18 protein-coding genes are annotated in these 21,751 nt (G+C 63.4%); 9 read left to right on the top strand and 9 right to left on the bottom strand.

Annotated features, from left to right (window positions below):
• From P9220_RS11300 to P9220_RS11285, 4 genes are all read right to left on the bottom strand, one after another.
• Entirely contained in the window at positions 1-1,158 is a 1,158-nt protein-coding gene (locus tag P9220_RS11300; RefSeq protein ID WP_309764924.1) for a DegT/DnrJ/EryC1/StrS aminotransferase family protein, read from the bottom strand.
• Positions 1,159-1,195: 37 nt separating this feature from the next.
• Positions 1,196-1,567: an SMR family transporter gene (locus P9220_RS11295; protein ID WP_309764923.1), complete on the bottom strand. Its 372-nt coding sequence runs from the start codon at positions 1,565-1,567 to the stop codon at positions 1,196-1,198.
• Between the two features lie 60 nt (positions 1,568-1,627).
• The gene (locus P9220_RS11290; RefSeq protein WP_309764922.1) at positions 1,628-3,301 is read right to left on the bottom strand and encodes a glycosyltransferase family 39 protein; all 1,674 of its coding nucleotides are present in this window, start codon (positions 3,299-3,301) and stop codon (positions 1,628-1,630) included.
• Positions 3,302-3,691: 390 nt separating this feature from the next.
• The gene (locus tag P9220_RS11285; protein WP_309764921.1) at positions 3,692-4,066 is read right to left on the bottom strand and encodes an Mth938-like domain-containing protein; all 375 of its coding nucleotides are present in this window, start codon (positions 4,064-4,066) and stop codon (positions 3,692-3,694) included.
• Between the two features lie 433 nt (positions 4,067-4,499).
• Between P9220_RS11285 and P9220_RS11280 the strand changes: the two genes are divergently transcribed.
• The 5 genes from P9220_RS11280 (at position 4,500) to P9220_RS11260 (ending at position 11,444) form a co-directional block, all read left to right on the top strand.
• Positions 4,500-5,738 carry a pyridoxal phosphate-dependent aminotransferase gene (locus P9220_RS11280; RefSeq protein ID WP_309764920.1) on the top strand — a complete coding sequence of 413 codons (1,239 nt, stop codon included), beginning with the start codon at positions 4,500-4,502 and terminating at the stop codon, positions 5,736-5,738.
• A gap of 24 nt (positions 5,739-5,762) precedes the next feature.
• The gene (locus P9220_RS11275) at positions 5,763-7,079 is read left to right on the top strand and encodes a homoserine dehydrogenase (RefSeq protein WP_309764919.1); all 1,317 of its coding nucleotides are present in this window, start codon (positions 5,763-5,765) and stop codon (positions 7,077-7,079) included.
• A 13-nt stretch (positions 7,080-7,092) separates the two neighbouring features.
• Positions 7,093-8,538 (top strand): threonine synthase, encoded by a 1,446-nt coding sequence (thrC, locus tag P9220_RS11270; RefSeq protein WP_309764918.1) that lies wholly within the window; start codon positions 7,093-7,095, stop codon positions 8,536-8,538.
• A 226-nt stretch (positions 8,539-8,764) separates the two neighbouring features.
• Positions 8,765-10,357: an ABC-F family ATPase gene (locus P9220_RS11265; protein WP_309764917.1), complete on the top strand. Its 1,593-nt coding sequence runs from the start codon at positions 8,765-8,767 to the stop codon at positions 10,355-10,357.
• A gap of 205 nt (positions 10,358-10,562) precedes the next feature.
• Positions 10,563-11,444 carry a fatty acid desaturase gene (locus tag P9220_RS11260; protein WP_309764916.1) on the top strand — a complete coding sequence of 294 codons (882 nt, stop codon included), beginning with the start codon at positions 10,563-10,565 and terminating at the stop codon, positions 11,442-11,444.
• A gap of 6 nt (positions 11,445-11,450) precedes the next feature.
• Here the strand turns inward: P9220_RS11260 and P9220_RS11255 are convergent, their stop codons facing one another.
• The 3 genes from P9220_RS11255 to P9220_RS11245 all read right to left on the bottom strand — a co-directional run bounded on the left by P9220_RS11255 (position 11,451) and on the right by P9220_RS11245 (position 14,357).
• Positions 11,451-11,654, bottom strand: a complete 204-nt coding sequence (locus P9220_RS11255; protein WP_309764915.1) for a DUF1289 domain-containing protein — start codon at positions 11,652-11,654, stop codon at positions 11,451-11,453.
• A gap of 26 nt (positions 11,655-11,680) precedes the next feature.
• Positions 11,681-12,934, bottom strand: coding sequence for a phospholipase A (locus P9220_RS11250; protein ID WP_309764914.1), 1,254 nt, complete (start codon positions 12,932-12,934; stop codon positions 11,681-11,683).
• A gap of 88 nt (positions 12,935-13,022) precedes the next feature.
• A complete protein-coding gene (locus tag P9220_RS11245; RefSeq protein WP_309764913.1) occupies positions 13,023-14,357 on the bottom strand; it encodes an Nramp family divalent metal transporter in 1,335 nt (444 codons plus the stop codon).
• 498 nt (positions 14,358-14,855) lie between these two features.
• Here P9220_RS11245 and P9220_RS11240 point away from each other — a divergent pair, with 498 nt between their 5' ends.
• The 4 genes from P9220_RS11240 to P9220_RS11225 all read left to right on the top strand — a co-directional run bounded on the left by P9220_RS11240 (position 14,856) and on the right by P9220_RS11225 (position 18,988).
• Positions 14,856-15,989 (top strand): polyamine ABC transporter substrate-binding protein, encoded by a 1,134-nt coding sequence (locus tag P9220_RS11240; RefSeq protein ID WP_309764912.1) that lies wholly within the window; start codon positions 14,856-14,858, stop codon positions 15,987-15,989.
• Between the two features lie 121 nt (positions 15,990-16,110).
• Complete coding sequence (locus tag P9220_RS11235; RefSeq protein WP_309764911.1) at positions 16,111-17,268, top strand: polyamine ABC transporter ATP-binding protein; 1,158 nt, start codon at positions 16,111-16,113, stop codon at positions 17,266-17,268.
• On the top strand, positions 17,265-18,170 hold the full coding sequence (locus P9220_RS11230) for an ABC transporter permease subunit (RefSeq protein ID WP_309764910.1): 906 nt from the start codon (positions 17,265-17,267) through the stop codon (positions 18,168-18,170). Before P9220_RS11235 ends, P9220_RS11230 begins: the two co-directional genes overlap by 4 nt.
• Positions 18,170-18,988 carry an ABC transporter permease subunit gene (locus P9220_RS11225; RefSeq protein ID WP_309765469.1) on the top strand — a complete coding sequence of 273 codons (819 nt, stop codon included), beginning with the start codon at positions 18,170-18,172 and terminating at the stop codon, positions 18,986-18,988. Before P9220_RS11230 ends, P9220_RS11225 begins: the two co-directional genes overlap by 1 nt.
• A 43-nt stretch (positions 18,989-19,031) precedes the next feature.
• Here P9220_RS11225 and P9220_RS11220 read toward each other — a convergent pair whose 3' ends face one another.
• Positions 19,032-20,036 carry a threonine/serine dehydratase gene (locus tag P9220_RS11220; protein WP_309764909.1) on the bottom strand — a complete coding sequence of 335 codons (1,005 nt, stop codon included), beginning with the start codon at positions 20,034-20,036 and terminating at the stop codon, positions 19,032-19,034.
• Positions 20,037-20,057: 21 nt separating this feature from the next.
• Positions 20,058-21,281 carry an acetylornithine deacetylase gene (gene argE / locus P9220_RS11215; RefSeq protein WP_309764908.1) on the bottom strand — a complete coding sequence of 408 codons (1,224 nt, stop codon included), beginning with the start codon at positions 21,279-21,281 and terminating at the stop codon, positions 20,058-20,060.
• Between the last annotated feature and the right edge of the window lie 470 nt (positions 21,282-21,751).

Genomic DNA, 21,751 nt, shown 5'->3' with positions numbered 1-21,751 from the left:
TTAACGGTTGAGGCCATGCTGCGCGCAGATTTCGTCGACCGACTTCACGACGTGCGCGACATCGTCCTTGCTCATCAGCGTGAAGAGCGGCAGCGTGACCGTCGATGCGCCGTATCGCTCGGCGTGCGGAAACATGCCTTCTGAGAAGCCGCGCGCGCGATACAGCGAAAACAGATGCAGCGCCGGATAGTGCACGCCCGCGCCGACGCCGCGCTCCTTCAGTTGCTCCATGAATTGCGCGCGCGTCAGTTCCAGCCTGTCGAGCGGCAGCGCGATCTGAAACATGTGCCAGTTGCTGTCGGTGAAATTGCGCGGCGGCAGCCCGACGCCGAGCCGGACCGCCGCGCCGCCTTCGAACGCATCGAAGTAGGCGCGCGCAAGTTCCCGGCGCTTTTCCGTGAAGCGTTCGACCTGCCGCAACTGGCCGAGTCCGACGCGCGCCGCGACATCGGTCAGGTTGTACTTGCCGCCGAGCACGTCGCAGTCCATGCCGTCGAAGCCCGTGCGCGTGATGCCCTGCAGCCGGTACTTGCGCGCGAGTTCCGCTTCGTCCTCGTTGTTCAGGATGAGCGCGCCGCCTTCGATCGACGTCACGTTCTTGTTCGCGTGGAAGCTGATCGACACCAGATCGCCGAACGAGCCGATGCGCTTGCCGTTCCACGTCGAGCCGAAGGCCTGTGCCGCGTCTTCGATCACGCGCAGCTTGTGGGCGCGCGCGATGTCGTAGAGCCGGTCCATGTCCACCGGCAGGCCCGCGAGATAAACGGGCATGATCGCTTTCGTGCGCGGCGTGATGGCCTTTTCAAGCAAGTTCAGGTCCATGTTGCGCGTGAGCGGATCGATATCGACGAAGACCGGCGTCGCGCCGACTTCGAGAATCACGTTCGCGGTCGAGACCCACGTCATCGGCGTGGTGATGACTTCGTCGCCCGCACCGACGCCCGCGATGCGCAGCGCGATTTCCATCGTGCAGGTGCCGGAATTGAATGCGCGCACCGGACGGCCGCCGAAATACGCCGACAACTCGGCTTCGAATTGCTGGTTCTGCGGGCCGGTGGTGATCCAGCCGGAACGCAGCACGTCGACGACGCCCTGAATGGTTTCCTCGTCGATCTCAGGCTTGACGAAGGGCAGGAACGGCCGCGAGGTCTGAGTCATGGAATGTCTGCTTAACAAAAAGGGAGTGAAACGGGAATCAGCCGCGCGCGAGCACGGCCACGCCGACGAGAATGATGCCGATACCGACGAGCCGCTGCACCGACAGCACTTCGCCGAACAAATACCATGCCGCGAAAGCGTTGACGACGTAGCCGAGCGAGAGCATCGGATACGCGACCGACACGTCGACCCGCGACAGTCCCACGATCCACACGACGACGCTGATCACGTAGCACGCGAGTCCGCCGATGATGGGCCATTGCGTCGCAATCTTGAAACCGACCGGCACGATGTTCGCGGGGGTCATATCGAAATGGCCGACGGCATTGACGCCGGCCTTGAGCAACAACTGGGCGCACGCGTTCAACAATACGCCGATGACGATGCAAGTGAAGGAAATCGGATTCATCGATTGGACAATAAGGATACTCGGTTCAATGGCTGATGCCGGCGCGAGCGATGTGCGCCGTCACGGCTGCGGCTTCTCCACGATGACGCGTCGCGCGTCGCGGGCGATGACCTGCATCGGCACGCCGCGCGCGAGCATCTCGTCGTAGCGCGCGGGCGGCAGCAGCGCGAGCGCGTAACGATCAGCGTTCCAGCGCCGCACCCACTCGTCGATGGTCGGAAGCCACTTCTGCGGCTCGGTCGTGACGCCGAACTTCAGTTCGTCGGCTTCCTGCACCATCGTCATCGTGCGGCCGAGGTAGAAGGGCATCGTGTGATCGAGCTTGGCGACCGAATAGAAAGGCGTGTCCGGCGGCAGCTTCGCCATCGCGGCTTTCACGGCCGGCACGAGCTTCACGCCGGAACTCTCGGCGCCGAAGACGTCGTGCCCGGTGCCGGCGATCGTGCCGAGCAGCAGCCACGCCGCGCCGAGCCCCGCCGCGCCCGCCAGCACGCTGCGCCGGTTCAGCCAGAGCGCGAAGACCGTCACGACGAACGCAACCGCGATGCCCGCATACACCCAGACCTGAAATGCGCGATACAACGCGTTCGGCGTGCCCGCGCTTCCCGCCCGGCCGATGAAAATCGCGCCGAACGCCGCCGCGATCAGGAACACCGCATAGCCGATCAGATGCATGCGGTACTGGCTCTTCGTGAGCGAGGGCAAGTACAGCCCGATGACGAGCGCGATAGCCGGTGCGATCGGCAGCACATACGACAGCAGCTTCGAATGCGACGCGCTGAAGAACAGGAAGATGAACGCGGACCAGACGAGCAGCATCGTGACGGGCGCGAAGCCGTTGGGCTGGCGTGGCGTCTTCACGCCGTGGCGCACGCTCTGCACCACGACGGACAGCCACGGCAGAAAGCCTACGATCAGCACGGGCACGAAGTAATAGAAGGGGCCCGGGCGGTTCTGCTCGGGCGTCAGATAGCGCTTGAACTGCTGCACGATGAAGAAGAAGTCGAAGAACTCGGGATTCTTCATCTGCACGAGCACGAACCACGGCGCGGCGACGATCAGGAAGACGATCAGCCCGCTGCCGATATAGAGGCGCTTCCAGAGCGCCCAGTCGCGCGAAACGATCGAATAGAGGACGAGCACGGCGCCGGGCAGGATCAGGCCGACGAGCCCTTTGGACAGCACCGCGGCGGCCATCGCGGCCCAGCAGAGCCACATCCAGAGGCGCACGTGGCGCGCGGGCAGGCCGGGGCGCTGGGCGAGCAGCAGCGCGCAGAGCGTGAGCTCCATCCAGAACGAAAGGCCCATGTCCAGCGCGTTGAAGTGGCCCATCAGGCTCCAGTACGGGCACGTCGCGAGGATGACCGCGGCGGCGAAGCCCGTCATCGCGTTGAACACGCGCTTGCCGGTGAAGCCGATCAGCAGCACGCCGGCGAAACCCGTCAGCGCCGTATAGAGACGCGCCTGCCATTCGCCGATGCCGAACCATGCGAACGTGAGCGCATTCGCCCAGGTCTGCAGCGGCGGCTTCTCGAAATACTTGTAGCCGTTGTAGCGCGGCGTGATCCAGTCGCCGGTGACGAACATCTCACGCGCCATTTCGGCGTAGCGGCCTTCGTCGCTCGGGACGAGATGGCGCAGCCCGAGCGGCGCGAACCAGACGATCGCGAGCGCGATGACGAGAAGCGTGAGCGAAAGGCGTGTGAGCGGTAGCCGCGAAGGCGTATCGTTCATGAAGTCGACCTGTCCGATGCCGCGATGCGGCGCTAGTGAATCGAGATGGGCTGTTTGACGCTGCCGTGCCCGCCTGCCAGGGCGCGACCCGCGCGTTCCGCATCCTCAGGCACGAAAATGCGGCGCAAGTTTCCGCGCACGGCGCTCGAAGTGGGAAGCGCGACGGAAAGCAACGGGAAACCAGCGGAAAGCCCGGTGAAAGGGGCGTCGCGCCGCCGCGCACGTGCCTCGGCACGGGCGCGTGACGCACGCCGGGCGGGAGTGTATCGCACGCCTGACCCCGATTCGTCATTTTGGCGCACTGGACCGGATCGGACGGCGTCCGCCCGCGCCGCGCGAGTGTCGCCGATGGCGCCTTAACGGACGCTTATCGGCACGCTGCTTATCCCGTCACGCTTCGATCAGCAGCGCGGCGGCGACGCGCCGCCCTTCGGACATCAGAATGTTGTACGTGCGGCAGGCCGCGCCGAAGTCCATCGTTTCCACGCCGATGCGGTGCTTCGCGAGCCGCGCGACGAGGCGCGGATGCGGAAAGCGCAGCTTCCCGCCGCTGCCGAAGATCACGACTTCCGGCGCGGCCTGAACGAGGACCTCGAAATGTTCGGGGGTGAGCGCGTCGAACGACGAAACCGGCCAGTCGGCGACGGGCGCATCGGGGATCACGATGACGCTGCCTTCGTGCCGCTGCAGATTGATGGCGACGAAACCGTCTCCGTAGCTCGTGATCGTATTGAGTGCGCCGCTCGATTCCTGATGAAGTTTCAAAACGAAGATCCGGCAAGAGAAGAAGGGCGGACACGGCTGCCAAACAAGGCCGCGCGGCAGACTTCGCGCCGCGCTTTGGTGCATTGCGGAACCGGGCCATAATCGGTAAATTATAACTTTCCGGCCGCACGGTCTGCTTGCGCGGCAACCGTTGCGCTCGCCTGCCGCCACAAGCCGCCATCGACACGCAATCCGGCCGGCAGCGCCCGCGCCCTATCTGGCGAGGCGTCATCCGCGAGCGCCGCAAGGCGCGATAATCCCGGCCGTGTCGGTTCCGCACAACCCCGTTTCACCCGCTTTCGTCGATACTTCCAAGCGGTGCGCCGGCGTCCGCGCGTATCGTCGCGGCAGGCCCCGGCAAGCCGCGGCGAGCTGCGCCGAACGCACGCCGCAAGAACCGCACCGTATTCGTCCATCATCAGAGCCGCCCGCCGTGAAACCGATCCTCAAATCCAATAAGCTGCAAAACGTCTGTTACGACATTCGCGGACCCGTGCTCGAACACGCGAAGCGCCTCGAGGAAGAAGGGCATCGCATCATCAAGCTCAACATCGGCAATCTCGCGCCGTTCGGCTTCGAAGCGCCGGACGAGATCATTCAGGACATGATCCGCAACCTGCCGGGCTCCTCGGGCTATTCGGATTCGAAGGGCGTCTTCGCCGCTCGCAAGGCGATCATGCACTACACGCAGCAAAAGGGCGTGACGGGCGTGGAACTGGACGATATCTACATCGGCAATGGCGCGTCGGAGCTGATCGTCATGGCGATGCAGGCGCTGCTCAACGACGGCGACGAGGTGTTGCTCCCCGCGCCGGACTATCCGCTGTGGACGGCGGCGGTGAGCCTGTCATCGGGCACGCCGCGCCACTACATGTGCGACGAGGGCAACGGCTGGATGCCCGACCTCGACGACATTCGCGCGAAGATCACGCCGAATACGAAGGCGCTCGTCGTGATCAACCCGAACAATCCGACCGGCGCGCTGTATTCGGACGAGCTGCTGCAGGAACTCATCGGCATCGCGCGGGAACACGGGCTCATCGTCTTCGCCGACGAGGTCTACGACAAGATCGTGTACGACGGCAAGACGCACACGTCGATGGCCGCGCTCTCCGAAGACGTCATCACGGTGACGTTCAACAGCTTGTCGAAGAGCTATCGCTCGTGCGGGTATCGCGCGGGCTGGATGGCGATTTCCGGGCTCATCGAAGAAAATCGCCGGCGCGCCAGGGACTATCTGGAAGGGCTCGGCATTCTCGCGTCCATGCGGCTCTGCCCGAACGTGCCCGGCCAGTACGCCATTCAGACGGCGCTCGGCGGCTATCAGAGCATCAACGACCTGATCGTGCCGGGCGGGCGTCTTTTCAAGCAGCGCGACCTCGCGTATGAGATGCTCACGGCCATTCCGGGCGTTACGTGCGTGAAGCCGCAGGCCGCGCTCTACATGTTTCCGAAGCTCGACCCGAAGATGTACCCCATCGCCGACGACCAGCAGTTCATCACCGACCTGCTGCTCGAAGAGCGCGTCCTGCTGGTGCAGGGCACGGGTTTCAACTGGCCGACGCCGGACCACTTCCGCGTGGTCTTCCTGCCGAACGTCGACGATCTGGCCGATTCGGTCAACCGCATCGCGCGCTTCCTCGACGGCTATCGCAAACGGCACTCCGCTTAATCTCTCTCTAAAGACTCGCGCAGTATGGAACCGATCAAAGTAGGACTCTTGGGCTTCGGCACGGTAGGCAGCGGCACGTTCACGGTGCTGCGGCGCAATCAGGAAGAAATCAAACGGCGCGCGGGCCGCGGCATCGAAATCTCGCGCATTGCCGTGCGCACGCCGGCGAAGGCGCAGGGCGCGGCGGGCGTCGCGATCACCGATGACTTCCACGCCGTCGTCGACGATCCCTCCATCGACATCGTGTGCGAAATGATCGGCGGAACGGGCTTCGCGCGCGAACTCGTGCTGCGCGCGATCGCCAACGGCAAGCATGTCGTGACGGCGAACAAGGCGCTGCTCGCGGTCCACGGCACCGAGATTTTCGAAGCGGCGCGCGCCAAGGGCGTGATGGTCGCGTTCGAGGCGGCCGTCGCGGGCGGCATTCCGATCATCAAGGCGCTGCGCGAAGGGCTGACGGCGAATCGCATCGAGGCCATCGCGGGCATCATCAACGGCACGACGAACTACATTCTGTCGGAGATGCGCGACCGCGGCATCGACTTCGCGACCGCGCTGAAGGGCGCGCAGGAACTGGGCTACGCGGAAGCCGACCCGACCTTCGACATCGAAGGCGTCGACGCCGCGCACAAGGTCACGATCATGAGCGCGATCGCGTTCGGCGTGCCGGTGCAGTTCGATCGCGCGTATGTGGAAGGCATCAGCAAGCTGGCCGCCATCGACATTCGCTATGCGGGCGAGCTCGGTTATCGCATCAAGCTGCTCGGCATCGCGCGGCGCACGGAGAAGGGCATCGAGTTGCGCACGCATCCGACGCTCGTGCCGGAAAAGCGCCTGCTCGCCAATGTCGAAGGGGCGATGAACGCGGTCGTCGTTCAGGGCGATGCCGTCGGCACGACGCTCTACTATGGCAAGGGCGCGGGCGCGGAGCCGACGGCCTCCGCCGTGGTCGCGGACCTCGTCGACGTGACACGCCTGCATACGGCCGATCCGGAGCATCGCGTCCCGCATCTGGCTTTCCAGCCCGACAGCCTGTCGAACACGCCGATCCTGCCAATCGAAGACATCACGAGCGGCTATTACCTGCGCCTGCGCGTGGCCGACGTGACCGGCGTGCTCGCCGACATCACCCGCATTCTCGCGGACAAGGGCATCTCCATCGACGCGCTCCTGCAAAAGGAATCCGAACAGGTCGACGGCGGCAACAAGGGCGAGACGGACATCATCCTCATCACGCACGAGACGGTGGAAAAGAACGCGAACGCGGCGATCGCGGAGATCGAAGCGCTGTCCACGGTCGTCTCGAAGGTCACGAAGCTGCGCATGGCAGTGCTGCACTAAACAGGTACGCGACATGAACTACATTTCGACGCGCGGCGCCGGCATGAACGAGCGCCACACGTTTTCCGACATCCTGCTGGGCGGCCTCGCGAAAGACGGCGGTCTTTATCTGCCCGCCGAGTACCCGCGCGTGTCCGCCGATGAACTCGCGCGCTGGCGCACGCTGTCGTATGCGGACCTCGCGTTCGAAGTGCTGTCCAGATTCAGCGACGACATTCCCGCCGACGACCTGCGCTCGCTCACGCGCAAGACGTACACCGCACAGGTCTACAGCAACGTGCGCCACGAAGAAGCCGCCGTGCAGATCACGCCGTTGAAGACCCTCGGCGTCGAGAACGGTGCGCCGCTGTCGCTGCTGGAATTGTCGAACGGGCCGACGCTCGCCTTCAAGGACATGGCGATGCAACTGCTCGGCAATCTCTTCGAGTACGCGCTCGCGAAGCACGGCGAAACGCTGAACATTCTCGGCGCGACATCGGGCGATACCGGCAGCGCCGCCGAATACGCAATGCGCGGCAAGGCCGGCGTGCGCGTCTTCATGCTTTCGCCGCACAAGAAAATGAGCGCGTTCCAGACGGCGCAGATGTTCTCGCTGCAGGACCCAAACATCTTCAATCTGGCCGTGGAAGGCAACTTCGACAACTGCCAGGACATCGTGAAAGCGGTGTCGAACGATCACGCGTTCAAGGCGAAGCACAAGATTGGCACGGTCAATTCGATCAACTGGGCGCGCGTTGTCGCGCAGGTCGTCTACTACTTCAAGGGCTATTTCGCCGCGACGAAGAGCAACGACGAGCGCGTGTCGTTCACGGTGCCCTCGGGCAACTTCGGCAACGTGTGCGCGGGACACATCGCGCGGATGATGGGGCTGCCGATCGACCAGCTCGTCGTCGCCACGAACGAAAACGACGTGCTCGACGAATTCTTCCGCACCGGCGTGTATCGGGTGCGGGGCGCGGCGGAGACGTATCACACGACGTCGCCGAGCATGGACATTTCGAAGGCGTCGAACTTCGAGCGCTTCGTGTATGACCTGCTGGGCCGCGATCCGGCGCGCGTCGTTCAACTTTTCCGCGATGTCGAAGAGAAGGGCGGCTTCGATCTGACGGCGAGCGGCGATTTCCCGCGCGTGAGGGAATTCGGCTTCGTGTCGGGCAAGAGCGGCCATGACGATCGCGTGCAGACCATCCGCGACGTGTTCGAGCGCTACGACACGATGATCGACACCCACACAGCCGACGGCGTGAAGGTTGCGCGCGAGAACCTCAAACCCGGCGTGCCGATGATCGTGCTCGAGACCGCGCAGCCCATCAAATTCGGCGAGACCATACGGGAGGCGCTCAGTCGCGAGCCGGAACGCCCGGCGGCGTTCGTCGGCCTTGAAAAACTGCCGCAGCGGTTCGATATCGTTGCGGCGGACGCAGCCGTCGTGAAAGCGTTCATCGCCGAGCGCACCTGAGCGTTCGGTTCGCCAATTCGGCGCGGCGCGCGGGGCGCGGTTCGACGAGGGCCGCGCCCCGCGCCGGTTTTGATGCCGCTTTTGATGCCTCGTTTGGCGCCGCGTTCAGTCATGTTTGGCGCGTGCGCTCCGTGAACGGCCGGACTCGCGCGGCCGCGCCGGAAATCGCGGCTAAAAGCTGCTAAAATCTCAGGTTTTTCGTCGTACATCATTCAAAGGACGCGCCGTGCTGTCTACCGCCAATATCACCATGCAATTCGGGCCGAAGCCTCTCTTCGAGAACATTTCGGTCAAGTTCGGCGAAGGAAACCGCTATGGACTGATCGGGGCGAACGGCTGCGGCAAGTCGACCTTCATGAAGATCCTCGGCGGCGATCTGGAGCCGAGTTCCGGCAACGTCATGCTCGAGCCGAACGTGCGGCTCGGCAAGCTGCGCCAGGACCAGTTCGCGTACGAAGACATGCGCGTGCTGGATGTCGTGATGATGGGCCACACGGAAATGTGGGCCGCGATGACCGAGCGCGACGCGATCTACGCGAACCCCGACGCCACCGACGACGACTACATGCGCGCCGCCGAACTCGAAGCGAAGTTCGCCGAGTACGACGGCTATACGGCCGAAGCGCGCGCGGGTGAACTGCTGCTCGGCATCGGCATCAATATCGCCGATCACAACGGGCCGATGAGCAACGTCGCGCCCGGCTGGAAGCTGCGCGTGCTGCTCGCGCAAGCGTTGTTCTCGAAGCCGGACGTGCTGCTGCTGGACGAGCCGACCAACAACCTCGACATCAACTCGATCCGTTGGCTGGAAGACGTGCTGAACCAGTACAACTCGACGATGATCATCATCTCGCACGATCGGCACTTCCTGAACCAGGTCTGCACGCACATGGCGGACATGGATTACGGCACGCTGAAGGTGTATCCGGGCAACTACGATGACTACATGCTCGCCAGCACGCAGGCGCGCGAGCGTCAGCAGGCCGCGAACGCGAAGGCGAAGGAGCGCGTGGCCGACCTGCAGGACTTCGTGCGCCGCTTCTCGGCGAACAAGTCCAAGGCGCGTCAGGCAACCAGCCGTCTCAAGATGATCGACAAGATCAAGATCGAGGAATTCAAGCCGTCGTCGCGGCAGAATCCGTTCATCCGCTTCGACTTCGAGAAGAAGCTGCATAACATCGCGGTCGTGGCCGACGGCATCACGAAGAAATACGACCGGACCATCTTCCACAATTTCAATCTGAGCGTGCAGCCGGGCGAGCGCATCGCGATCATCGGCGAGAACGGCGCGGGCAAGACCACGCTGCTGAAATCGCTGAAGGGCGCCGTCGAGCTGGACGGCGGCACGGTCAAGTGGGCGGAGAACGCCAACGTCGGCTACATGCCGCAGGACACGTACGAAGAGTTCCCGAAGGACGAAACGCTGACCGAGTGGGTTGATCAGTATCGCCAGGAAGGCGACGACGACCAGATGGTGCGCGGCACGCTCGGCCGGCTGCTTTTCAATGCGGACGACATTCGGAAGAACGTGAAGGTGCTGTCGGGCGGCGAGAAGGGCCGCATGATCTGGGGCAAGCTGATGCTCGGCCGCCACAACGTGCTGCTGATGGACGAGCCGACCAATCACATGGACATGGAGTCGATCGAATCGCTGCAGATCGCGCTGGAAAAGTACGAGGGCACGCTGATTTTCGTGTCGCACGATCGCGAGTTCGTGAGCGGGCTGGCGAATCGCATCATCGAAGTCCGTACCGATGGCACGCTGCGCGACTTCGGCGGCAATTACGAGGATTTTCTGGCGAGCCAGGGGATTCAGTAACGGTCTCGCTGTTTCAGTCGTAATTCAAGGAAAAGCCGCACGATGTGCGGCTTTTTCGTTTGCGGTCCGCGAATTTGCTTCCGGTCAACGTAATAAAGCGTCCATGCCCCGGCTGTATTTTCTGCCTGCATGCATACTTCGAAACGGCGTCGAGCGACGCATGTCGCGTATCGACTTGCCGCCATATGCACAGGAGTCTTGATAAATGAGCATCTCTGCTTGCAGTCGGAGCGAATCGCTCGTGAAGCGCGGAAAGCGCCGGGTGGCGGGGGACAACTCGGCCGCCACACCCAACGCTGCAATGCAGCGGCCCGACTGGCTGCGTGCCGTCGAATGGAAAGACCTGGTGCCGCTCACCCGGATGCAAAGTCTCCGCGAACTGTCGATTCCGCTGCCCTGGCTGCTGGCATCCTGGTTCGCGGCTTACCGGGGGTGGATCGTCGTCGCGCTCGGCTTGTCGTTCATGTTCTTTCTGACCGGCGCTCGACAGGTGCACGACGCGTATCACGGTGCGCTCGGCGTATCGCGAAGGGCGACGGATCTCCTCATGTTCGTAATGAGCGTGCTGTTGCTCGGCGCGATGCATTCGGTGAAATACAATCACCTTCGCCACCACGCCAAGTCCCTCGGACCGGACGACCTCGAAGCGGCCAGCGCGTACATGCCGTGGTGGCAGGCGATTTCGATGGGGCCGCTATTCCCTTTATGCCTTTATCGCAACGCGATCCGCAAGGCCGATCAGCGCACGCGTGCGTGGATCATCGCGGAGACGGTGGCGAACGTGGCGTGGATCGCGCTCGTATTCGGTGTTTTCGATTGCGCGTTCCTGAAGTATCACGTCATCGCAATGGCAATGGGCCAGTGCCTCACCTCCTTCTTCGCGGTCTGGGCGGTGCATCACGATGCAGACGATGCGCTCGCCAGGTCGCGCACGGTGCGGGGCAAGTTACGCTCACTCGTCAGCTATAACATCTTCATGCACATGGAGCATCACCTGTTTCCGCGCGTGCCGACATGCAATCTGCCGCGCCTCGCCGCGCGTATCGATGCGGCCTCCAAAGGCTCGCCGCTCAAAATGGTGATCTAGGCTGCGTCACAGCTTGTCGTTCCTGAACCGCATCGCCGTTCCCTCGCGCGTGATGCGCTCCCAGATCGCGCGCTTCTCGTCGTCGCTGAGAAACACCCAATTCGATACTTCGCCCGCCGTGCGGCCGCAGCCCTTGCAGACGTCGTCGAAAAGCGTGGAGCAGACGCCGATGCACGGGCTGTCGGGAAGGTCGTGGAGGATCGAAGACATGAGCGGAGAAGTCGGTGAAAGAAGGTTCAGCGGGCGATACTGTAGCCTATCCGCGCGATCCAGTGATGGCGCTGGTTGTAATCCAGTATGTCCTCGCCGTAGCCGTTGAAATAGCTGACGAAGACGTAGCCACCCCAGGCGCTGCCGAACAGCTTGGCGAGCGGATACGTCACGTTCGAATCGATGCTGCCGTACCAGTGCTTCGTGCCCTTGCGCAGCGTGGTCGCGAGCTGCCAGCCATCGGGGCTGCCGTACTTCACGAGAAAGTCCACATAGCCGCGATAATCGGCGATGTCCTCGTTGCCGCTCTTCGACAGGTAGTAGTAAAACTTCGGCGACAGCGTCAGGTGATTGCGCGTGACATCGCCAAACTCCCACGTCGGACGCACGAACGCGATGTTGATCGCCCGCGAGTCGTCCCCGCTCTTGCCGTTCGATTCATGCCCGATGCCCGCCGCCACGCCCATGCGCGAGAAGAGCGGACTCTTCCAGCCGGTGTCGTCGACGGAATAGAACACTTGCGGCTGATAGCTCGTGTCGCGGAACGGCGCGGACGGCGCTGACAGGTTCCAGATGGACGTCTGCGTGTACGCGAAATACAGGTTGTCGAGGAAGCCGCGCGAGCGCGGATCGTCGGGCAGATGCAGCCGGTATTTGAAGCTGAACTGGAACTTGGCGAGGTTGTCGCCGTTCTTGCCGTCGGCGAAATAGATCGGCTCGAAGGTCGAGAAGCGGCCCGCGAGCATCGTATCGACGGTTGCGGACGACGTATCGGCCTGCGCGGCGGCGCTCGCCAGTTGCGCGGGCGTCGCCGCCTGCGCCTCGCGCTTTTCTGCCGCGACGACCTGCGTCTGGTTCTCGCCGCGGTTCAGCGTGACGAGCATCGGCGATACATCGGAGCCGACCGGATCGATCTTGACGGTGCCGCGCGCCGACTCGGGCCACGGCGCCGAATAGCGCACCCGGCGATACTGCCCCGGCGCGAGGCGCAGGCGGTCGGGCGTCGCGGCATCGCGCTGAAGGGCCAGCGGCTCGGCCGGCAAGTCGCCGTTGGTCAGTTGCACGGTGAGTTGCTTCGGCACGTCGATGGTGAGCGGCTTCGTATCGTCGTCGGTATAAAGCAGCGTCAGTTCGAGCGGTTGCGCCGCGGCGGCTTCCCGCGGCGGTTGCAGCACCGCGACCGTCGCCTGCGCGCTGGTCGTCGACACGAGGAGGGCCAACGCGAGACGCGCGTGGCGTCGATGAAGCGGAAGAGGGACCTTGAGTGAACCGAAAGCCATCAGGCGGGCATCCTTTCTCTAAAGCGGCGGGGTGCGGAGTGCGTCATCGTAACTGCGCGACGCCGAACTTGCCCGCCACAGCCCTGCGTCATTGCCCGACGGCAGCCTGCCACAGCATCGCGGCATTGAGCGCCACGATCAGCCCCGCGCACGTCCAGGCGAGCGCGAGCGGCACCCGGGCGACGCGCCAGCGGCCCATCAGACCGGCATCGGACGCGAAACGCACGAGCGGAATCACCGCGAGCGGCAATTGCAGGCTGAGCACCACCTGGGTAGCGACGAGCAGCGCGTTGGAGCCATGCTGGCCGAAGCTCGCGACGGCCACGAGCGCCGGGCCGATCGCCAGTCCGCGCGTAAGCAGCGCGCGCGCCCAGCGCGCCACCTTCAGCTTCAGAAAGCCTTCCATCACGGCCTGACCGGCGAGCGTTCCGGTGACAGTCGCGTTGAGACCGCACGCGAGCAGCGCCGACGCGAACGCGATGCCCGCCCAATGACTTCCGACGAGCGGCGCGATCAACCGATGCGCGTCCGCGAGATCATCGACCTTCGTGTAGCCCGCCGTATGGAACACCGCAGCGGCGACGATCAGGAGCGACGCATTGACGATGAACGCAATCGCGAGCGACGCGAACGTATCGATGTTCACGCCCTTCAGCGCGACGCCGATGGTTTCGTCGTCGCGTTGCGGCGCATGGTCCTTGACCAGCGACGAGTGCAGATACAGGTTGTGCGGCATCACCGTCGCGCCGAGCACGCCGGCCGCGAGCCAGAGCATGCCGGCATCGCGCAGCAGCGCCGGCGGCGGCGTGAAGCCCGTCAGCGCCTCATGCCAGGCGGGATGCGCGAGTGCGAGCTGCACCACGAAGCAGAAGCTCACGAAGAGAATCAGCGCGGTGACTGCACGCTGCAAGGGCCGCTTGCCGCCGCGCTGCAGCGCGAGCATCGCGAAGGTGCCGACCGCCGAGCACAGCACGCCCGCCGTCAGCGAGAGCCCGAACAGCATCTGCAACGCGACCGCGCTGCCGACGACCTCCGCCACATCGCACGCGATGATCGCGACTTCGCACGCGAGCCATAACATGACGGTCGTGCGCCGGCTATAGCGTTCACGGCAAAGCTGCGCGAGATCGCGCCCGGTGACGACGCCCACGCGCGACGCGACCCATTGCAGCAGCATCCCCATCAGGCTCGCGAGCAGGACGACGAAGAGCAGTTGATAGCCGTAGCGGGCGCCGCTGGCAAGCGCCGTCGCCCAGTTGCCGGGGTCCATGTAGCCGACGGCGACGAGTGCGCCCGCGCCTGCGAAGGAGTACCAGCGGCCGCGCGAACGGCGGGGGCGGTCGTCGCGCGCGGAAGGCGTTGACGACGGCGCGCCGGACTTCGCGTCGGAAAGCTGGGCAAGCGCGGACGGATTGGTGTTCATGCGGACGTTGGCCTCGAATAGCGGTGCAACGGCGCACGCGGGCAGGCGGCTTCTTGCGCCGTGCCACGGCTGCGTGCGTTGCGGGTGCGGGATGGCGACGCTTCTTGCGACGCACGTCGAAATGGCTAGCAACGACTGTTCCGCTGGCTATTCGTCAGGCTGGCGGCCTTCCTCTTTCGGACGATGCCGGCGAGCGGGATCGCAGGAAAGGAACGGCCGTCATCCATCATGACATCGCATGGCGCCGGCACTGCGGCGCTCCACTTGCTCAGTGTGGTTTCATGAAGTGCCGCGGCGACGGATTAGGGGCTAAAATGCGCGCACTTTCCGAGGACGAGACGCTTCGCCCGTGTGCTTTGCGCGACAGGCGGCGCATTATTTTTTGTCGGCCTTCGGTTTAATGGTAGTTTTCGGGTTTTTAAGGGAGCCGCGGGCCGCACGCGCACGACGGACCCGCGCGGCGACGTCGTCGAGAAGTGGGAACAAGGGAGAAACGGGATGAACGGAAAACTGGCGGCTTGCGCTTCGAAGCGGTCCAAGCTCGGACAACTCGCGGGTGCGCTAGTATGCGCGGCCACGCTGCTTCCGCTCGCGGCATCGGCGAAAGATACGCAGCTCAACGTGTACAACTGGTCGGACTACATCGCCAAGGACACGATTCCCAACTTCACCAAGCAGACCGGCGTCAAGGTGAAGTACGACAACTACGACAGCGACGACACCCTGCAGGCCAAGCTGCTGACCGGCAATTCGGGCTACGACATCGTCGTGCCGACGAGCAACTACGCCGGCAAGCAGATCGCCGCGAACATCTTCTCGCCGCTCGACAAGTCGAAGCTGCCGAACCTCAAGTATCTGGATCCCGAACTGATGAAGCTCGTCGCGGGCGCGGACCCCGGCAACCAGTACTCGGTGCCCTGGGCTTACGGCACGACCGGCCTCGGCTATAACGTCGACAAGGCGAAACAGATTCTCGGCGCGAACACCGCGCTCAACAACTGGGACATTCTCTTCAAGCCCGAGAACATCTCGAAGCTGAAGGCGTGCGGCGTGTCGGTGCTGGATGCGCCCGACCAGATGTTCGCGGCGGCGCTGCACTACATGGGCAAGGATCCGATGAGCACGAATCCGGCCGATTATCGCGAAGCGCTCGCCATGCTCAAGAAGATTCGCCCGTACATCACGCAGTTCAACTCGTCCGGCTATATCAACGACATGGTCGGCGGCGACATCTGCTTTGCCTACGGCTGGTCGGGCGACGTCGTGATCGCGAAGCATCGCGCGATCGAGGCGAAGAAGCCGTTCAAGATCGAGTACTACATCCCGAAGGGCGGCGCGCCCGTGTGGTTCGACGTGATGGCGATTCCGAAGGACGCGAAGAACAAGGAAGCCGCGCACGAGTGGATCAACTACATCGAGACGCCGCAGGTGCACGCCGCGATCACGAACGCGGTCTATTACCCGAGCGCCAATCTCGAAGCGCGCAAGTACGTGGACAAGGACGTGGCGAACGATCCGGCCGTGTATCCGCCGCAGGACGTCATCAAGACCTTGTTCCTGCTCAAGCCGTTGCCGCCGGAGGTCCAGCGCCTGCAGACGCGGCTGTGGACCGAATTCAAGTCCGGCCGCTGAGTCGGGACAGCCGGTTATTCATTGAAACGACGAAGCCCTCGGACCTCCGGGGGCTTTGTTCGTGATCCGCCGAACGAAGGCGGGCTCGCGAACGACAGACGCAGGAGTCGAACAGGCAATCATGAGTGAGCAGTCGAGCGCGTTGAAGGCAGCGCCACAATCGGGGGGTCCGTCATCCGGCCAGAGCACGGGCGACGACTTCGTGCGGATCGTCGATGTCGTGAAGAAGTTCGGCGAAACAGTGGCCGTGAAGGGCGTCAATCTGTCGGTGAGAAAGGGCGAGCTCTTCGCGCTGCTCGGCAGTTCCGGGTGTGGGAAGTCGACGCTTCTGCGCATGCTCGCGGGCCTGGAGTCCGTGACGGAAGGTCAGATTCTCATCGACGGCGAGGACCTGGCGAAGATGCCGCCGTATCGCCGGCCGGTGAACATGATGTTCCAGTCGTATGCGCTTTTTCCGCATATGAGCGTGGAATCGAATGTTGCGTTCGGACTGAAGCAGGAAGGCGTGAAGGGCGGCGAGCTGAAGGACCGCGTGCATAACGCGCTGCAACTCGTGCAGATGGCGCAGTACGCAAAGCGCAAGCCGCATCAGCTTTCGGGCGGGCAGCAGCAGCGCGTGGCGCTGGCGCGCAGCCTCGTCAAGCGCCCGAAGCTGTTGCTCCTCGACGAGCCCATGTCCGCGCTCGACAAGCAGATTCGCCAGCGCACGCAGATCGAGCTCGTGAACATTCTCGATCAGGTGGGCGTCACGTGCATCATGGTGACGCACGATCAGGAAGAAGCCATGACGATGGCCAACCGCATCGCCGTGATGAGCGAAGGCCGGATCGTCCAGCTTGGCACGCCGCATGAAGTCTACGAGTATCCGAACAGCCGCTTCTCGGCGCAGTTCATCGGCTCGACCAATCTCTTCGATGGCAATGTCGTCGAGGACGAGCCGGATCATATTTTCGTCGAATCGACGGAACTGCCCGTGCGTCTCTATGTGAGCCACGGCATCACCGGGCCGCTCGGCATGCCGGTGACGATCTCGGTGCGGCCGGAGCGCATCGCGCTCACGCGCAAGCCGCCCGAGGGCGCGTTCAACTGGGGCCGCGGCAAGGTCACGAACATCGCGTATATGGGCGGCTATTCGCTCTATCACGTGCTGCTCGAAAGCGGCAAGACGGTGGTCGCCAACGTGACGAGCCTTGCGCTCGGCGAGATCGATTCGCCGACCTTCGACGATGAAGTCTACGTGCGATGGAGCGCGCAGGCAGGCGTGGTGCTGACATCATGAAGATGATCGCCGAACGTCTTGGGCTTTCGGGCCGCACGGCGGTCATCGCGGGGCCGTATGTGTGGCTGCTGCTGCTCTTTTTCGTGCCGTTTCTGCTGGTCGTGAAGATCAGCTTCGCGGACAGCCAGTTGGGCATTCCGCCGTACACGGAACTGCTGACGCTGAAAGAGGGCGTGATGAACATCGCGCTCGATTTTTCTCACTACGCGTTCCTGCTGACCGACAGCCTGTACTTCGCGACCTACATGAATTCGCTGCTGGTCGCGGCGGTTTCGACGGTGCTGTGCCTGCTGATCGGCTATCCGATGGCGTATTACATCGCGCGGTCGAATCCCGAAACGCGCAATCTGTTGTTGATGGCCGTGATGCTGCCGTTCTGGACGTCGTTTCTGATTCGCGTGTATGCGTGGATCGGCATTCTGAAGAACAACGGATTACTGAATAACTTCCTGATGTCGATCGGACTGATTCATACGCCGATCGAGCTGTATCACACGAATATCGCGGTATATATCGGCATGGTGTATTCGTACTTGCCGTTTCTCGTGATGCCGCTTTACGCGCATCTCGTGAAAATGGATCTGACCTTGCTCGAGGCCGCCTACGATCTCGGCGCCAAGCCGTGGAAGGCGTTCGTGCAGATCACGCTGCCGCTGTCGAAGAACGGCATTATCGCGGGCTGTCTGCTCGTGTTCATTCCGGCGGTGGGCGAGTATGTGATTCCCGAATTGCTCGGCGGCGCCGATACGCTGATGATCGGCCGCGTCATGTGGAACGAGTTCTTCGATAACGCCGACTGGCCGATGGCCTCCGCCGTCACCTGCGCGATGGTCCTGCTGCTGCTCGTGCCGATGGCGCTCTTTCAGCACTTCCAGGCGAAGCAACTGGAGCAGAAACGATGATCAAGCCGAGCCGTTCGCTTCAGATCACCTCGCTCGGGATCGGGTTCGCGTTCCTGTATATCCCGATCATCAGCCTGATCGTCTATTCGTTCAACGACTCGCCGCTCGTCACGGTGTGGACGGAGTTTTCGTTGAAGTGGTATCGCGCGTTGTGGACCGACGACGAGCTCATCAACGCAGCGTGGCTGTCGCTGCGCATCGCGTTCTTGACGGCGTGCGCGTCGGTTGTGATCGGCACGTGGGCGGGCTTCGTCCTCGCGCGCATGGGGCGCTTTCGCGGCTTCACGCTGTACACGGGCATGATCAACGCGCCGCTCGTGATACCCGAGGTCATCCAGGGCATCTCGCTCCTGCTGCTGTTCGTCGAGATGGCGAAGCTCATCGGCTGGCCGGCGGGGCGCGGGTTCTTCACCATCTGGGTCGGGCACGTGATGCTGTGCATCTCTTATGTCGCGATCATCGTGGAATCGCGTGTGCGGGAGCTGAATCCGTCGCTGGAAGAGGCGGCGCTGGATCTCGGCGCGACGCCGCTGCGCGTGTTCTTTTCGATTACGCTGCCGCTGATTTCGCAGGCGCTGGTGGCGGGATGGCTTTTGTCGTTCACGTTGTCGATCGACGATCTCGTGTTGTCGGCGTTCCTGTCCGGACCGGGCTCGACGACGCTGCCGCTCGTGGTGTTCTCGCGCGTGCGGCTCGGATTGAATCCGGAGATGAACGCGCTCGCGACGTTGTTCATCGCGCTGGTGACGGTAGGGGTGATCGCCGCGAATTACTTCATGCAAAGGAGCGAGAGAAGGCGGCTCGCGGCGGTGATGTGATTGCGAAAGCGGCCCGTGCGGGACGGGCCGCTTCCTATGACGCTCACGCGTGAGCCATATGCCGCCCGAACGTCGCGGCATCCGTATTGGTTCCGCACAGCAGCACGCCCACGCGCTTGCCTTGCAGGCGCTCGCGCAGCGGGCCGAGGAGAGCCGCCGTGGCCGCAGCGCACGCCGGCTCGACCGCGAGCTTCAGTTCGTTGAACAACTGCTGCATCCCGCGCCGCAATTCACCATCCGACACGGTGACGACTTCATCGATATGCCGCCGGCAAAGCTCGTAGCTGTACTGCTCGGTATGCGGCGCCATCAGCGAATCGGCGATGCTTTGCATCGCGCCCATCTTCACCGTATGGTTCGCCGCGAAGCTGCGGCTCATCGCGTCGGCGCCTTCCGGCTCCACGCCGTACACATGCAGTGACGGATTGGCGAGGCGCATTGCCGTCGATACCCCCGCAGCCAGTCCGCCGCCGCCGATCGGCAGAATCACCGCTTCCAGGTCCGGCGCCTGCGACGTCCATTCGTAGCCGAGCGTCGCCGTCCCCAGCACCGTGCGATAGCCATTGAACGGATGCACGAAGAAGCGTCCTTCTTCCGCTTCGATGCGCCGCACGATCTCGAATGCTTCGGCGACGTTTTCCGCGAACACGACTTCCGCGCCGTAGCGACGGCACAGCGCGATGCGCGTCGGACTCGCGTTCTTCGTGATGACCACCTTCGCGCTCACTTCCATGCGATGCGCCGCGTACGCGACCGCGACCGCATGATTGCCCGCCGATACACACGTCACGCCGGCGGTGCGCTCGTCGCTGTTGAGTGCGAGGATGTTCGAGATCGCGCCGCGCGCCTTGAACGAGCCGCTCGCCTGCAGCAGTTCGAACTTGAACGTGACCGGCGTGCCTTCGAGCGTCGGAAAGTCCTGGCGCTCGAAGACCGGCGTGCGCATGACCCAGGGCATCAGGGCCATGTGCTGCTCGGCGATGTCGTCGAGCGTGGGAATGGGTGTTCCGTCGATTGTATTGTCGGAATGCTGCGTGGCTGTGGACATGGCTCTCGTTGATCCGAAGGTTCAGCGCGCCTGCGCTTCGACCGACATGCTGTGAATGAACTTGCCGAGGAACGCTTCGCATGCGGCGAGCTGTTCGAGCGCGACGTATTCGTTCGCTTTGTGAGCCTGTTCGATGTTGCCCGGCCCGCACACGATGCTCGGCACACCGGCGAGCGCGAAGAGGCCCGCTTCGGTGCCATAGGCGACCTTGCGTTTCTCCTGGTTCTCGGTGAGCGCGCGCACGAGCTGCGTGATGGCGGCCTGTTCGGTCGCGTCGAGTCCCGGCGCGGAGGCGATCTTCGAGAATTCGATCGCTGCGTTGCCGTTTTCCTTCAGCATCTTCGGCACGAGCGTCTCGCGCGCATACGACTCGATGCGCGCGAAGATGCGCTCGGGGTCCATCGTCGGCAGGTTGCGGAACTCGAAGTCGAAGCTGCATTCGGCGGGCACGGTGTTGAGCGCATTGCCGCCCTTGATCGTGCTCGTTTGCACGGTGGTGAAGGGCACGTCGTAGAGTTCGTCGAACGGACCCTGGGCGCGGAATTCATCGGCGACGTCGCGGATGAAGCAGATGAGCCGCGCGGCGTATTCGATCGCGTTGAGGCCTTTCGGCGTCAGCGACGAGTGGGCCGCCGCGCCGCGCACGCAGCATCGGAATGCGTTGATGCCCTTGTGCGCGATGATGGGGCGCATCGACGTGGGTTCGCCGACGATGCAGCCATCGGGACGCACGCCGCGCTTTTGCAGGTCGGCGATCATCAGCGGAGCGCCGGCGCAGCCGATTTCTTCATCGAAGGAGAGCGCGAAGTGGATAGGCTTCGCGAGTCTGGTCGCCTGCATTGTCGGCAGCATGGCGAGGGCGGCGCCGATGAAGCCTTTCATGTCGCAGGTTCCGCGGCCGTAGAGCAGGCCGTCGCGCACTTCGGGCTTGAACGGATCGCTCGCCCAGTCCTGGCCGTCGACCGGCACGACATCCGTATGACCTGACAGTACGATGCCGCCGTTCGTTTGGCCGTCGTGCGCGGGGACGGTTGCGAAGAGGTTGGCCCATTGGCCGCGCGGATCGGTCGTGATCGTCGATTCGATGCCTGCGGCGCGCAGGTCGTCGCGCACGGTTTCGATCAGGCCGAGGTTCGGGTTGCGGCTCACCGTGTCGAAGGAGACTAGCCGTTCGACCCACGGCAGGGATTTGGGGGTTTCTTGCGTTCGGGATTCGGCGTGCGCCGTGTCAGCGACATGGGACATTTTTTTACTCCTGGGGTTCGGGTCGATCATAGCGCAAAGTTTTTTTGCTGGCCCGCAGGAAGGGTTTCTTGCCGTTGCTCGGCTACGGATTGGTCTCTGGTTATTGGGCTTGCTTGTCGGTGAGCCTTGCTTGTCGGTGAGCTTGCTTGTCGGCGAGCCTTGCTTGTCGGTGAGCTTGATCTCGCGTCGGTCTATTAGTGCGCCCCTCCCCGGGGCGGGGGTCACTTTCTTGGCTGTCGACCAGAGTTCGCGCTTTAGCGCCTTACTCTGGTCCCATGCAAAGAAAGTAACCAAAGAAAGCAGCTTTTCTGGCCCAAAGCAGTCACCGTTTGGTCACTTCGTAGAACATCGGTGGCACTCAGCTTGACAGAGCCCTGAATCACCTTCCACGCCCACTGACCATTTACGTCCTCCGAGCCCCTTGGCTCGTTAACACCGCAGGGAGGGGCGCACTAATTAGCCCGACACGA

The organism is Caballeronia sp. LZ016 (assembly GCF_031450805.1).
GTDB lineage: Bacteria > Pseudomonadota > Gammaproteobacteria > Burkholderiales > Burkholderiaceae > Caballeronia.
The sequence above is the reverse complement of the archived record's forward strand: the minus strand, read 5'-3'. Positions and strand labels throughout refer to the sequence as shown.